Source organism: Mesorhizobium sp. M1334 (genome assembly GCF_040317995.1).
In the GTDB taxonomy this organism is placed as follows: domain Bacteria; phylum Pseudomonadota; class Alphaproteobacteria; order Rhizobiales; family Rhizobiaceae; genus Mesorhizobium.
In genome coordinates this window covers 22,182-36,026 of record NZ_JAMYLM010000014.1, presented here as the reverse complement: position 1 = coordinate 36,026, position 13,845 = coordinate 22,182, and the positions used below count along the sequence as shown (strand labels likewise).

The window sequence follows — 13,845 nt, the reverse complement described above, 5'->3', positions numbered from 1 at the left end:
TAACTAAGGCCGGCGCGGATCATAAGCGCGCCGGCTGCGTTCATTGCCATTGGGAGTTGTATAGCGAGCCGCGTGGGCGCGTGCGGCGGCAGGTCACGGGTTCATCCTGATGCTCATCCAACCGATCGATTATTTCCTCGTCGTCTGGTTCGCGCTGGCGCTGGCTTCGACGCTTTATGTCGGCTTCGACCAATATCGCAACAATCCCGAGCCGGTGGTGATGAAATGGGGCTTCATTCTGGTCACCCTCTATATGGGTCCGCTCGGCTTGCTGCTCTACGTGCTCGCCGACAAGGAGCCCCGGCCCGGCGAGCATGAACTCTTCACCCGGCCGCTCTGGAAGCAGGGCGTCGGCTCCACCATCCACTGCGTCGCCGGCGATGCCACCGGCATCATTCTTGCCGCCGCCGTCACGGCGGCGCTCGGCCTGCCGATGTGGATCGACCTGATTGTCGAATATCTGGCCGGCTTTGCCTTCGGCCTGTTCATCTTCCAATCGCTGTTCATGAAATCGACGATGGGCGGCACCTATTGGGAGAACGTGCGCAAGAGCTTCCTGCCCGAGTTCATCTCCATGAACTTCATGATGGCCGGCATGGCACCGGTCATGAGCTTCCTGATGATGGGCCGCGACATGCGCGCGATGGAACCGACGGAGCTGTTGTTCTGGGGCGTGATGTCGATCGGCGTCATCGCCGGCTTTGCGCTTGCCTACCCGGCCAATGTCTGGCTGGTCGCGCGGGGGCTGAAGCATGGGCTGATGACGCAGCGCGCGCAGGCAGCCGGCATCGATGGTCGGGAGCAGCCTGCCACGAGGCAACATGCGCAGATGCAAATGCAGCAGGCCGACGCCAGCGGCCATCGCGGGCAGCGCCACGATATGGCTTCCCACAAAGGCAAAGGCGGCGGCCATCACATGGAGACAGATGCCACGACGCCGCAGGTCGCTGCCCTAGGTGCCGTCTCCCTGCTGGCGCTCGGCATCGGCATGATCGCGCCGGCGAACTGGCTGAACCTGACGCTGTCGGCGCGCGACGTCGGCGGGGTGATCATGCCGCGAGGCATGATCATGGATCGCGACACGCCGGCCGATACGATGCGTGACATGGCCGCCACCGATCCGCGCCTCGTGGCCGCCTCTTATGGCCTGACGGTAAGGGGTGACCAGGACCTGCCGTTTCGGATGGAGAACGGCATCAAGGTATTCGAGCTCAGGCCTTCGGTGGTCCGCTGGCAAATCCTGCCGAACATTGCGGTCGATGCCTACGCCTATAACGGCCAGATTCCTGGTCCGCGTATCCACATCCGCCAGGGCGATCGGGTCAGGATCAACGTCACCAACGGCCTGCCTGAGGAAACAACCATCCATTGGCACGGGATGATCTTGCCGAACCAGATGGATGGACCGGCTGAGATTACCCAACCGCCGATCGAGCCTGGACAATCGTATTCCTATGAATTCACGGCGACCCAGCACGGAACCTATTTCTACCACCCCCATGCCAAGCCGGACCGGACCCAGGCGCTCGGCCTCTACGGTGCGCTGATCATCGATCCCGCCAATCCCGCCGACGAGGTCGCGGCCGACCATGATTACGTCATCGAGCTTCAGGAATGGCTGGAGCGGGAAGGGCTGACCTACCCGTCGATGCCGATGGACGGCGGCATGCCGAATTTCTTCACCATTAACGGCAAGGCCTATCCCTCGACCGAGACGATCCCGATGAAGGTTGGCGAGACGCTCAAGGTGCGGTTCATCGGCACCAACAACGGCTTCATCCATCCGATGCATATCCATGGCGGACCGTTCGAGGTCGTTGCCCGCGACGGCGAAACGATCCTTGCCTCCGGTCGTTTCCTTGCCGATACGGTCAATGTCGGGCCGGGTCAGCGCTACGACGTGATCTGGAAGGCGCAGCGTCCGGGCAAATGGCTGATCCATTGCCACATCCCGCATCACACCACGAACAACAATGTCGAGGAGAAGGGCGGAGGCGGGCTGATGGTCGTCATCGATGTCACCTGACCGTAGCCGTCTAAAAGGGAGCGTCAGTGCTCGTGGCCGTGGTTTTCGTCATGCACTTCTCGTGAGGGTGAGGATTGGTCGTTCTCTCCACGTTCGGTTGAAAACCGCACATTCGCCGTAGCCAAGGCCGGCATATGCTGGGACAGTTCGTCCTTCAGCGCTGCCGCGATGTTGTTCGCTTCCGAGAGCGGCAGGGTTTCGTCTGCGGCAATTGCGATGTCGGCGTGCAATCTATGACCGATCCAGCGCGCCTTGGCATCGACAATGCGTGCGCCCGGAACGTGCTCGGCGGCATGTCGGATTTCATCCATCACACCGGGTTCGATTCCATCGAGCATGCGGGTCAGCACCGAGCGGGCCGATTGCCAGACGATACCGAAGATCGCAATCGTGATCAGCAGGCCGACAATCGGGTCGGCCAAGGAAAAGCCGAGCCAGACGCCGATGGCTCCGATGACCACGGCAAGGCTGGTAAGTCCGTCGGTGCGGGCGTGATAGCCGTCGGCAATCAGTGCCGCGCTGTTGATTTCGCGGCCGACGCGGATACGGAACACGGCAACCGCCTCGTTGCCGAGGAAGCCGACAATGCCCGCCGCCGCCAGCCAGCCCAGGTGCGTCACCGCTTGTGGATTGATCAGCCTGTCGATGGCTTGGTAGGCGGCGACTACAGCGCTGAACAGTATGATGAGCACGATGATGATGCTGGCCAGATCCTCGACCCGGCCCAAGCCATAGGTGAAGGTCCGCGACGGCTTGCGCTGCGCCAGCACGAACGCAATCCATAGCGGGATCGCCGTGGTCGCGTCGCCGATGTTGTGGATCGTGTCGGCCAGCAGCGCCACACTTCCCGACAGCACAACCACGACCATCTGCAGCGCTGCGGTGATAACCAGGATTGCGAACGACCATTTGATTGCCCAGATGCCCCGATCGGTGGTGGCAATTGTCGCATCGATGACGCCATGGCTGTGATCGTGCGGACCGTGATCGCCGTGATGATGTGCGGCGTGCGAGCCGAACCCGAGCCATTCCAGAATGCGGGCTACGATGGCATTCACAGATATTTCGCCAGCTGCTTGAGTTCCGCCAGCGAGTTGCCGCCGGTTTCGACGCTGTCCGTCAGGCAATGCTCGATGTGATCGTTGATCAGCTCGCGCTTGGCGCTGCTGATGGCCCGTTCGACGGCATGAAGCTGCTGCGCCAGATCAACGCAAGGGCGATGCGCCTCGATCATCGCCAGCACCGCCGCAAGGTGGCCTTGCGCGCGCTTCAGGCGCTTTATGATGGAAGGATGCGAAGCGTGGAGGTGATCTGACATGCCTCTGGATATCCTCCCCGGGAGGATACGCGTCAAGCTCTAAGTCAGCTGTGCAATTTCTCGAGAGGCTTCACCTTGAACATTGCCTGGCCTATGTCTTCCCCATGAAGAAGCTTGCTCGTTTTCTCGGCCTGCTGGTCGTTGCAGCAGTCCTTGCGGTGGCGATGGGCACCCTGCTGCCGCGCCCGCTCTGGCCGGCGGCCGCTGCCGATCCGATCGGCGCAAGCCACCGCATCGTGGTGCTGAAAAATCCGATCCACACCGACATCGCCATCCCGGTCGACGACGATGTGCGCCGGCGCTTCCACTTCCTGGTCGATGCCGGCATTCCGGCCGACATGGCGGAGGTCCGCTACATCGTCTTCGGCTGGGGCGGCCGCGCCTTCTATCTCGAGACGCCGACCTGGTCGGAACTGAAGGCAGTGCCGGTGATGAAGGCGCTGACCGTCGATGCCTCGGTGATGCATGTCGACATTTCAGGCGAAATCGCCGAGCCGCATCCCGACGTCGCCGGCTTCGACGTAAGTGAGGAACGCTTTGCGGCGCTGCTCGATTTCATTGCAGCGAGTTTTCAGCAGGGACCGAACGGGGCCATGCCGATCGAGGATGCGGCCTACTCCCGTTTCGATCGTTTCTTCGAAGCCAATGGCCATTTCAACGCGCTGGTCGGCTGCAACACCTGGGCGGCGGCGGCACTGCGCACCGCCGGCCTGCGCACCGGCTGGTGGAACCCGCTGCCGGCCTCGCTTAGCCTGTCGATGCGGCTTTACAATTGACAAGGCTCCGATGACTTAGGACCGCCGAGCGTCCGCCCGCCAGCCATAGAGCCAGTCCAGATCAGCGGCGAGTTTTTCGGGTGAGCGCATCGCCAGGAACAGGTTGCGGGCCATCGCCACCGGCCCGGCCGCATGCCAGGCGAGGCGGTTGAGGGCGCCGCGGCGGGCGACCTGGGATACGCGCGGCCGCCGCGCCTGTTCCCAGGCGACAAGCGCGCTGCTGAGGTCGGCAGGCGAGCTGGCAACGAAACCGGCAAGGGTTACCGCGTCTTCGATCGCCATCGCCGCTCCCTGTGCGGCAAACGGCGTCATCGCATGCGCCGCATCGCCAATCAGCGCTATGCCCTCCGGCGTCGTCCACCGCCGCTGCTCGACGGTATGGATCGGCCATGCCGTCCATGGCGCGGCCTCGCTCGCCAGACGGACCAGCGCCGGCGCGGTACCGCGCATGGCGCTGGCGAGGATGGCGGGGTTGGCATGTCCCGACCAGCTCTCGGCGATGCGCTCGCCCTTGGTGAAGGCCGCGAGGTTGAAGACCGCGCCACGGCTGACCGGATAGGCGACCATATGGAAGCCTGGATAGAGGAATGTGGTAACGCAATCCGGCGCACCGATCACCCTGAAGGCTTGTCCGGCGAGGCTGTCCGCGGCCACCGTTGCGCGCCAGGCCAGCTCGCCCGAGAAGCTGCTTCTCCGGAAATCGGCCCCCTCACGGGCGAGCGTTTCTCGCACCGACGACCAGACGCCATCGGCTCCGACCAGCAACGATGCTTCGGCTTCGATGGTCGTGCCGGCAACGACTGTTGCGGTGATGCCATTCGGTCCGGTTGCGACGCCGCCGACGCGGGCACCGGTGACAAGCTTGACCTCGGACCGCTCGGCTATCCGCTCCATCAGCGCTGACTGCAGGTCGGCGCGGTGGGCGACGAGATAGGGTGCTCCCCAGCGCGTTTCAGCCACATGGCCAAGCGGTACGCGCGCCAGCTCGCGCAGCGTGACGGCATCCTTCAGCACGACCGCCTCCGGCCGCACCGCCGTCGGCAACAGCCGATCGAGTACGCCGAATTGTCGAAGGATGCGTGTCGCGTTGGGTGAAAGCTGGATGCCGGCGCCGGCAGCCTCGAGATGCTGCGCCTGTTCGAACAGTTTTATCCGATAGCCGCGCTCGGCGAAGGCCAGTGCCGCGGTCAGCCCGGCGACGCCCGCCCCGGCGATGACCACCTGCCGGGACTGCGTTTGTCGCATCAGGCTTGTCGCGGAAGAATCAGGCGGCCTGGTCGATATAGAGGCAGCCCGGCGGCTGCGTTTCCAATGCCCTCAGCTTGGGCGAATAGCGATAGAGCGTCGAGCAATAGGGGCAGACTTTTTCATTGTCGTCGCCCATATCGAGAAATACATGCGGGTGGTCGAAAGGCGGATTGGCCCCGGTGCACATGAATTCCTTGACGCCGATGTCGATTGCCGGATAGCCCGCATCGTTCTGGAAATGGGGAATGGAACCGCCTGCCATCGTCGTCTCCTGATCTTGTCGATTGCATCTGGATCATAACCCATCTCTTTGCAAGATCGATGAAATGAAACTGTCGCAAAAGCCTGTCAGAGGATAAGTTGAGCCGGTTAAGGCTGTGATCGTCGAACGGTGTGCGAAGAGCGGGAATCATGAACGAACTGAAGCCGGTCCAGAACGAATTCATCAGTGTCGAGGCCGCGAGCCGCGAAGGCGGCAATCCCGACCGCTTCGTCAATCGCGAGTTTTCCTGGCTGCAATTCAACCGGCGCGTGCTCGAGGAATCGCTGAACGCAAATCATCCGCTGCTCGAGCGCGTGCGCTTTCTGTCGATATCGGCCGCCAATCTCGACGAGTTCTTCATGGTCCGCGTCGCCGGTCTTGCCGGCCAGGTGCGCGAGGGCATCGTGCTGAAGAGCCCGGATGGGCGCACTCCCGAGCAGCAGCTCGAACAATTGCTGCGCGAGGTCGAGCGCCTGCAGGAGGACCAGCAGAACAGCCTTTCGGCGCTGATGCTGCTGCTCGACAAACAAGGCATCGAAAGCATCACTCGCGATGCGCTGACCAAGGACGAGAAGACCTGGCTCGAGGACCATTTCCAGGAGCAGGTATTTCCGGTCCTGACCCCGCTGTCGATCGACCCGGCGCATCCGTTTCCATTCATTCCCAATCTCGGTTTCTCGATGGCGCTGCAATTGCGCCATCGCAAAAACGGCGAGGAAATGAGCGCGCTTCTGCGCCTGCCGGTGGCGCTGAGGCGCTTCATCCGTTTGCCGGATCGCAAGCATCATGTCCGCTTCATTCCACTCGAAGAGGCGGTCAGTCTCTATATCGGCAAGCTGTTCCCCGGCTATGAGGTCAAGGGCTCCGGCACGTTCCGCATCATCCGCGACAGCGATATCGAGGTCGAGGAAGAATCAGAGGATCTGGTGCGGCTGTTCGAGACGGCGCTGAAGCGGCGACGCCGCGGCTCGGTCATCCGCATCGAGTTCGACAGGTCGATGCCGGCCGAATTGCGCGATTTCGTCGCCGGCGAGCTCGGCGTCTCGGCCAGCCGGATCAGCGTGCTCACCGGTCCGCTGGCGCTCAGCCAGATCTCGGAGATCGTCGCCGTTGCTCGCGACGATCTGAAGTTCACGCCTTACAATCCGCGCTTTCCCGAGCGCATCCGCGAGCATGGCGGCGACTGTTTTGCCGCGATCCGCGAGAAGGACATCATCGTCCACCACCCTTACGAATCCTTCGACGTGGTGGTGCAGTTTCTGCGCCAGGCAATGGCCGACCCGGAAGTGGTGGCGATCAAGCAGACGCTCTACCGCACCTCCAACGACAGCCCGATCGTACGGGCTTTGGTCGATGCGGCGGAAGCCGGCAAGTCGGTGACGGCGCTGGTCGAGCTCAAGGCGCGCTTCGACGAGGAGGCCAACATCCGCTGGGCGCGCGACCTCGAGCGCGCCGGCGTCCAGGTCGTCTTCGGCTTTCTCGAACTGAAGACCCACGCAAAGATGTCGCTGGTCGTGCGGCGCGAGGACGGCAGGCTGCGCAATTACGTGCATCTCGGCACCGGCAACTACCACCCAGTCACCGCCCGCATCTACACCGATCTGTCCTTCTTCACCACCGACCCGACAATCGCGCGCGATGTCGCCCAGTTGTTCAACTTCATCACCGGCTATGCCGAGCCGGCCGAGCAGATGCGGCTGGCCATCTCGCCGTTCACGCTGCGCGACCGCATCCTCCAGCACATTTCGGATGAGATCAGCCACGCGCTGGAGGGCAGACCGGCCCGCATCTGGATGAAGATGAACGCCTTGGTCGACCCGATCGTCATCGACGCGCTCTACGATGCCAGCCGCGCCGGCGTTGAGATCGATCTCGTCGTGCGCGGCATCTGCTGCCTGAGACCGCAGGTGCCCGGCCTGTCGGAGAACATTAGGGTGAAGTCGATCGTCGGCCGCTTCCTCGAGCACAGCCGCATCTATTGCTTCGGCAACGGCCACGGCCTGCCCTCGGACGGGGCGATCGTCTACATCTCCTCGGCCGATCTGATGCCGCGCAATCTCGACCGCCGCGTCGAGACCATGGTGCCGATCACCAATCCAACTGTGCATGAGCAGGTGCTCGGCCAGATCATGCTCGGCAACATCATGGACAACCAGCAAAGTTTCGACGTATTGGCTGACGGAACCTCCCGGCGCGTCGTGCTGGAGGAGGGCGAGGAACCGTTCAACGCGCAGGAATATTTCATGACCAATCCGAGCCTGTCCGGAAGGGGCGATGCGTTGAAGTCGCATGCGCCCAAGCGCATCGCGCAGTTCAAACGCCGCAAGAAACAGAACGCAGCGACGGGCTGATGATTTCAGCGTCCCAGGGCCGGCTCCAGGACCGCCGACCGCTGTCCATCATCGATATCGGGTCGAACTCGATCCGTCTTGTGATCTATGAGGGGCTGGCGCGCTCGCCGACCTTGCTGTTCAACGAAAAGATGCTGGCCGGCCTCGGCCGCGGCATCGTTTCGACCGGAAAGCTCGATCCCGAGGCGGTGACGCGTTCGATGGAAGAGTTCCGCCGCTTCCGCGCGCTCTCCGACCAGGCTGGCGCCGAGCGCATGTATGTGCTGGCCACCGCCGCCGCTCGCGAGGCCGTCAACGGCCCCGACTTCATCCACCGCGCCGAGGATGTGCTCAGGACTGAGATCCAGGTGCTCAGCGGCCGCGAGGAAGCCCATTATTCGGCGCTCGGCGTCATCTCCGGTTTCCACCCGGCCAACGGCATCGCCGGCGACCTTGGCGGCGGCAGCCTCGAACTGATCGATATCGACGGTGAGACGATCGGTGACGGCATCACGCTGCCGTTGGGCGGCTTGCGCCTGCAGGACATGGCGAAGAACTCGCTGGCCCAGGCGGCAAGGATCACGCGCGAGCAACTGGCGCGGGCGAAATTGCTGAAGGGCGGGCAGGACAGGGCCTTCTACACGGTCGGCGGCACCTGGCGAAACCTCGCCCGGCTGCACATGGAAATGACCAACTACCCGCTCGGCGTCATGCACCACTACGAGATCGGCATCGAAAGCGCCGCGAACTTCCTCAGGCAGGTCGCCAAAGCCGAGATCGATAAGATCAAAGGCATCGAGGGCATCTCCAAGAACCGCCGCTCGCTGCTGCCCTATGGCGCCATCGTGCTGCAGGAGATCATGGCGGCGATGCAGCCGTCGAAGATCATCGTGTCGGCGCTGGGCGTGCGCGAGGGCTTTCTCTATTCGCTGCTCGACAAGGTCGAGCAGAAGGCCGATCCACTGATCTCGGCGGCGGAAGAGCTTGCCCGCCTCCGCTCGCGCTCGGTCGACCACGCGCATGAGCTTGTCGAATGGACCGGCAAGGCGTTCGCCGCCTTCGGCATCGACGAAACCAGGGATGAGGCGCGCTACCGCCACGCCGCCTGCCTGCTCGCCGATATCGGCTGGCGTGCCCATCCCGAGTATCGCGGCAAGCAATCGCTCAACATCATCGCTCACGCCTCGTTTATTGGCGTCGACCATCCCGGCCGCGCCTTCCTGGCGCTTGTCAGCCTGTTTCGCCACGAGGGCGTGTTCAATGAAGCCGCTCCGGAAATCCGCGGGCTGGCGACACCGCGCTATCTCGAGCGCGCCCGCGTGCTGGCCGCGCTGCTGCGCGTCGTCTATTTGCTGAGCGCGGCAATGCCCGGCGTCATGCCGCGACTGAAATGGGAAAACCGCGGCAATGGCGTGCTGGCGCTGGTGCTGCCGGCAGCGCTGGCCGATCTTTACGGCGAGCGGCCGGCCGGCCGGCTGGCACAGCTGGCAAGGGTCACCAACCGCCGGCTGGTGCTGGCGGTCGAGGGCGGGCCTAGCATGTCTGTCAAATAGACGCCCGCGCTGTCGCGTCGCGACCGTTGAGGAAGGGAAACGCGGTGAAATCCAGGCAGGTTCTTCAGCTGTTGGTTACCGGGATCTTCGTCCTCTTCGCGGGCCCGTCAATGTGAGCCGTCTCGCAACGTTCGTTTTTCTGGACACCGAATAAACCGGGCGGCAGCTTAGGCGCTCGCTGCAACCAGCCGCCCGTCGGCCGACCAGGCGCCCGCACCAGCCATTGCCAGCGCCAGGAAACCGCCTGCTATTGCGATGTCCTTCATCAGCATCTGTGAATGCATGAAGGTCAGCGTCGGATCGTCGCCGCCCTGGCCATAATGACCGAGGAAGCCCGCCGCGATGCAGAACGCAGCGAGCAGCAACGCCACGACCGGCGTCTTGAAACCGACGAGGATGAGCAGCCCGGCGATCAGCTCGAACAGGCCTGTCGCCCAAGCCACCAGCGTCGGCAGCGGCAGGCCGAGGCCGGCGAAATAGCCTGATGTGCCGGCGATGTCGGCAAGCGCATGGAAGCCGGACGGCACGAACAGCGCGGCGAGCAGCAGCCGGGAAAGCAAGAGCAGCGCATTGCGAGGCATGGTCTCCTCCGATATCGGCCACCGATCCTAGCAGAGTTCCAGCCAGCGGATATGAACCGACAACGAAAAAGGGGCGCGGAAAATTCCGCGCCCCTTTGTTCAGGAACGCTGGACTGCTTCAGCCGCGCTTGGCGTCGATCGAATACGCGCCTGGGCCCGAGGAGGCGAGCACGAGGAAGCCGCCGGCAATGCCGAGGTTCTTCATGAAATTGATCATCTGCATCTGATCGGCCCAGCCGGTGTGGGCGACCAGCGCGGTGGCGACTGTGAAGATCGCCATTACCCAGCCGACGATCCGGGTCTGGAAGCCGACGAGGATGGCCAGGCCGCCAAGCAGTTCGATAAGGCCGACGACAATGGCGGTCACCATCGGCAGCGGCAGGCCAAGGCTGCCGAAATAGCCGGCGGTGCCGGCAATCGCCGTCAGCTTGCCGAAACCGGAAAGCAGGAAGATGACAGAAAGCAGGATGCGGCCGAGCAGGATCGTGCCCGACGCGCCGGCGGCGGTGCCGGAACCGGCAAACGAAGTGTTGGTGGATGTGTTGGTGGACATGCGTAACTCTCCAGAAGGGTTTGGCCAAACGGCTTGGGATACCCGCCTAGTTAGCGCAGGCCGACTGTTCACCAAAGACGCCAGATTGGTTACGGATTGTTCACCCAGGTAACGTTTTCGCGATGAACATGGGTGTTGTGATCCAGGCATATCAACACCCTAGCCCGGATGCGTCATGTCCTCCGGCCGCACCAGCCGCTCATAGTCGGCTTCGCTGACCAGCCCGGTGGCCAGCGCTTCCTGGCGCAGCGTGGTGCCGTTCTTATGCGCCGCTTTGGCGATCTTGGCGGCGTTGTCGTAGCCGATCGTCGGCGCAAGCGCCGTCACCAGCATCAGCGAACGGTCGAGCGCCGCCTTGATGTTGTCTTCGCGGGCCTCGATGCCGACGACGCAATTGTCGGTGAAGGACACCGAAGCGTCGGCCAGCAGTTGTACCGATTGCAGGAAACAATAGGCCATCAGCGGATTGTAGACGTTGAGCTCGAAATGGCCCTGACTGCCGGCGAAGCTGATCGCCGCATTGTTGCCGAACACCTGCACGCAAACCTGTGTCATCGCCTCGCATTGGGTCGGATTGACCTTGCCAGGCATGATCGACGAGCCCGGTTCGTTTTCCGGCAGCGACAATTCGCCGAGGCCCGAACGCGGGCCGGAGCCGAGCAGGCGGATGTCGTTGGCGATCTTGAACAGCGCCGCCGCGCAGGCATTGATGGCGCCGTGCGAGAACACCATGGAATCATGTGCGGCCAGCGCCTCGAACTTGTTCGGCGCAGTGACGAAATCGATGCCGGTGATCGCGGCGATGCGCGCCGCCACCTTTTCGGCAAAACCGACCGGAGCGTTGAGACCGGTGCCGACCGCGGTGCCGCCTTGCGCCAATTCCTGCAGGCCGGGCAGGGTCATTTCGATGCGCTTGATCGATGAGGCGACCTGCGCCGCATAGCCGGAGAACTCCTGGCCGAGCGTCAGCGGCGTCGCGTCCTGCGTGTGGGTGCGGCCGATCTTGACGATGTGGGCGAAAGCCCTGGTCTTGGCGTCGAGTGCCGCGTGCAAATGTCTCAGCGCCGGCAGCAGGTCGTGAATGATGCGCTCGGCGCAGGCGATGTGCATGGCCGTCGGATAGGTGTCGTTCGACGACTGGCTCATGTTGACGTGGTCATTGGGATGCACAGGCTTCTTCGACCCCATGACGCCGCCCAAAAGCTCGATCGCGCGGTTGGAAATCACCTCATTGGCGTTCATGTTGGACTGCGTGCCTGAGCCGGTTTGCCAGACGACCAGCGGGAAATGGTCGTTCAGCTTGCCGTCGATGACCTCCTGGGAGGCCTCGATAATGGCCTTGCCGATCGCCGGATCGAGTCGCTTCAGCTTCATGTTGGCTTCGGCGGCCGCCCGCTTGACGATGCCCAGCGCCCGCACGATCGAGGCCGGCTGTTTCTCCCAGCCGATCTTGAAATTGGCCAGCGAACGCTGCGCCTGCGCGCCCCAATAGCGGTCCGCGGCGACCTCGATGGGACCGAACGTGTCGGTTTCGGTTCTGGTCTCTGGCGCGCTCACGAAGTCTCTCCGGTTTGCAATTTGCAAACGGCGTATCGCGTTGCACAAACGCCTTCAAGCGGAGATTGCGGGCGATGGAGATGCAAATCGGTTGAAGCCGCGCCTTTTCCTTCTCCCCTGCGGGAGAAGGAAGAGCGCGCTCATCACCCGGCCGTATACCCGCCGTCGATCGCAAAGATACCGCCGCTGGTCCATGCCGCCTCGTCGCTGGCGAGATAGACCGCGATGCCGGCAAGGTCGCTGGTCCGGCCGATGCGGCCGAGCGGATAGCTGCGCTCGACATAGGCCTTGAGCTCGGCTTGCGCGGCTTCCGGCAGGTTTTCGATCGACCTGCGCCGCATCGCTGTGTCGACCGTGCCGGGCGCGATGGCGTTGACCCTTATGCCGCGCGGCCCGAGCTCGAAGGCGAGCGATTTGGTCAGCGAATTGAGCGCGCCCTTCGACAGCGAATAGAGGCTGGACGGCCGCTTCGGGATCATCTTGTGCGCAAAATAGGACGAGATGTTGATCACGGAAGCCGCGCCCGGCGCGAGATGCGGCAACAGCCGTTGCGTGAGGAAGAATACCGCCGTGACGTTGAGCGCGAACGATTGCTGGAACTGGTCCTCGCTGACGGTCTCGAACGGTACCAGGAATGCCACGCCGGCGTTGTTGACGAGGATATCGAGAGGTGGGCCGCGCCTGGCATGCTCGACCACGGCGTCGATGCCGGCGCTGGCCGACAGGTCGGCCGACAGCGTTTCGACATTATTCCCGAGCTGCTCGCGGGCGGCGTCGAGTTTTTTGCCGTTGCGGCCGACGATCAGCACGTCCGCGCCTTCGCGCGAGAAAGCCTCGGCGATTGCCAGCCCGATCCCCTCCGAACCGCCGGTGACCAGTGCCCGTTTGCCGCCTAGTCTCATCCAACACGCCCGCGCATTGCCGTCTTGTCTGGTAAGGAGAGCAGCGCCGTTGCCGATTGTGGTCAAGCCTCCGGCTTATCCTACGATATGAACTTTCGGCTGATGCGCCTGGCTATTCGGCAGCGGCTGCACCGCGCCGAACAGCCAGCCGGGTAGCGACAAAATCCTTGACCTGATGAATGGCCTGTTCACGCGTAACGCTGCCGGGCTGCAGGCCAAGCCGCAACCACAGCCCGTCGATCAGGGCGGTGACGCCGAACGCGATCTCGTCAGCATCGCGCGCCGGCGCCAGAACGCGCAGGCCGGACAGCAGATTGGAGCGCATGCGCGCATGGATCACCTTCTGGATGCGGGCAAGCTTTTCGTCGCGCGGCACCTCCGCGCAAAGTGAAAGCCAGGCGTGGCAGAGGGACGGCTGGAAGAGATGCGGCTCGAAATTGCCTTCGATGATGGCATCTATCCGTTGCATTGGCGTACGCGCCTGCCTCAACCGCTCCACCACCGCATGACGCAGCACCAGGTTCGATTCGCGCATGGCATGCTCGAAAAGCTCCCGCTTGCTGTTGAAATAGTGCAGCACGATGCCCTTCGACGCGCCGGCCTGTGCCGCCACTTTCTCTATGGTGGCGCCAGCTATGCCTTCGCGCTGAAGCACGGCAAACGCGGCTTGCCGCAGCTCCTTGCGGCGTATGTCGCTGAGACGCTTGAGTTTCACGGGCCGGGATCCATGCATCGAAAA

Annotated in this window: 12 protein-coding genes and 1 pseudogene; 4 read left to right on the top strand and 9 right to left on the bottom strand. The window is 63.2% G+C overall.

Annotated elements, in window-relative coordinates; translation table 11 throughout:
• Positions 1 to 109: 109 nt before the first annotated feature.
• Complete coding sequence (locus NKH17_RS21945) at positions 110 to 2,026, top strand: multicopper oxidase domain-containing protein (protein WP_352896807.1); 1,917 nt, start codon at positions 110 to 112, stop codon at positions 2,024 to 2,026.
• A 26-nt stretch (positions 2,027 to 2,052) separates the two neighbouring features.
• Here NKH17_RS21945 and NKH17_RS21940 read toward each other — a convergent pair.
• Together NKH17_RS21940 and NKH17_RS21935 are read right to left on the bottom strand one after the other, a co-directional pair.
• A pseudogene (locus tag NKH17_RS21940) lies at positions 2,053 to 3,075 on the bottom strand (cation diffusion facilitator family transporter); the annotation flags it as partial.
• A gap of 5 nt (positions 3,076 to 3,080) precedes the next feature.
• Positions 3,081 to 3,344 carry a metal-sensing transcriptional repressor gene (locus NKH17_RS21935; RefSeq protein WP_023719742.1) on the bottom strand — a complete coding sequence of 88 codons (264 nt, stop codon included), beginning with the start codon at positions 3,342 to 3,344 and terminating at the stop codon, positions 3,081 to 3,083.
• A 104-nt stretch (positions 3,345 to 3,448) separates the two neighbouring features.
• Here NKH17_RS21935 and NKH17_RS21930 point away from each other — a divergent pair, with 104 nt between their 5' ends.
• Entirely contained in the window at positions 3,449 to 4,120 is a 672-nt protein-coding gene (locus NKH17_RS21930; RefSeq protein ID WP_352896806.1) for a TIGR02117 family protein, read from the top strand.
• 15 nt (positions 4,121 to 4,135) lie between these two features.
• Here NKH17_RS21930 and NKH17_RS21925 read toward each other — a convergent pair whose 3' ends face one another.
• Both NKH17_RS21925 and NKH17_RS21920 read right to left on the bottom strand, forming a co-directional pair.
• On the bottom strand, positions 4,136 to 5,365 hold the full coding sequence (locus NKH17_RS21925) for an FAD-dependent monooxygenase (protein WP_352896804.1): 1,230 nt from the start codon (positions 5,363 to 5,365) through the stop codon (positions 4,136 to 4,138).
• 19 nt (positions 5,366 to 5,384) lie between these two features.
• Positions 5,385 to 5,630, bottom strand: coding sequence for a zinc-finger domain-containing protein (locus NKH17_RS21920; RefSeq protein WP_352896802.1), 246 nt, complete (start codon positions 5,628 to 5,630; stop codon positions 5,385 to 5,387).
• Between the two features lie 149 nt (positions 5,631 to 5,779).
• Here NKH17_RS21920 and NKH17_RS21915 point away from each other — a divergent pair, with 149 nt between their 5' ends.
• Complete coding sequence (locus NKH17_RS21915; protein WP_352896800.1) at positions 5,780 to 7,981, top strand: RNA degradosome polyphosphate kinase; 2,202 nt, start codon at positions 5,780 to 5,782, stop codon at positions 7,979 to 7,981.
• Positions 7,981 to 9,513 (top strand): exopolyphosphatase, encoded by a 1,533-nt coding sequence (gene ppx, locus NKH17_RS21910; protein ID WP_352896798.1) that lies wholly within the window; start codon positions 7,981 to 7,983, stop codon positions 9,511 to 9,513. The genes NKH17_RS21915 and ppx overlap by 1 nt, the downstream gene beginning before the upstream one ends.
• Positions 9,514 to 9,680: 167 nt before the next feature.
• Here the strand turns inward: ppx and NKH17_RS21905 are convergent, their stop codons facing one another.
• From NKH17_RS21905 to betI, 5 genes are all read right to left on the bottom strand, one after another.
• Positions 9,681 to 10,094, bottom strand: a complete 414-nt coding sequence (locus tag NKH17_RS21905; RefSeq protein WP_352508872.1) for a DoxX family protein — start codon at positions 10,092 to 10,094, stop codon at positions 9,681 to 9,683.
• Positions 10,095 to 10,212: 118 nt separating this feature from the next.
• Positions 10,213 to 10,647 carry a DoxX family protein gene (locus NKH17_RS21900; protein WP_352472646.1) on the bottom strand — a complete coding sequence of 145 codons (435 nt, stop codon included), beginning with the start codon at positions 10,645 to 10,647 and terminating at the stop codon, positions 10,213 to 10,215.
• A 159-nt stretch (positions 10,648 to 10,806) separates the two neighbouring features.
• On the bottom strand, positions 10,807 to 12,204 hold the full coding sequence (gene fumC / locus NKH17_RS21895) for a class II fumarate hydratase (protein ID WP_352802563.1): 1,398 nt from the start codon (positions 12,202 to 12,204) through the stop codon (positions 10,807 to 10,809).
• 143 nt (positions 12,205 to 12,347) lie between these two features.
• Positions 12,348 to 13,106, bottom strand: a complete 759-nt coding sequence (locus NKH17_RS21890) for an SDR family NAD(P)-dependent oxidoreductase (RefSeq protein WP_352802566.1) — start codon at positions 13,104 to 13,106, stop codon at positions 12,348 to 12,350.
• Between the two features lie 112 nt (positions 13,107 to 13,218).
• Positions 13,219 to 13,821, bottom strand: coding sequence for a choline-binding transcriptional repressor BetI (betI, locus tag NKH17_RS21885; RefSeq protein ID WP_254820639.1), 603 nt, complete (start codon positions 13,819 to 13,821; stop codon positions 13,219 to 13,221).
• Positions 13,822 to 13,845 lie beyond the last annotated feature (24 nt).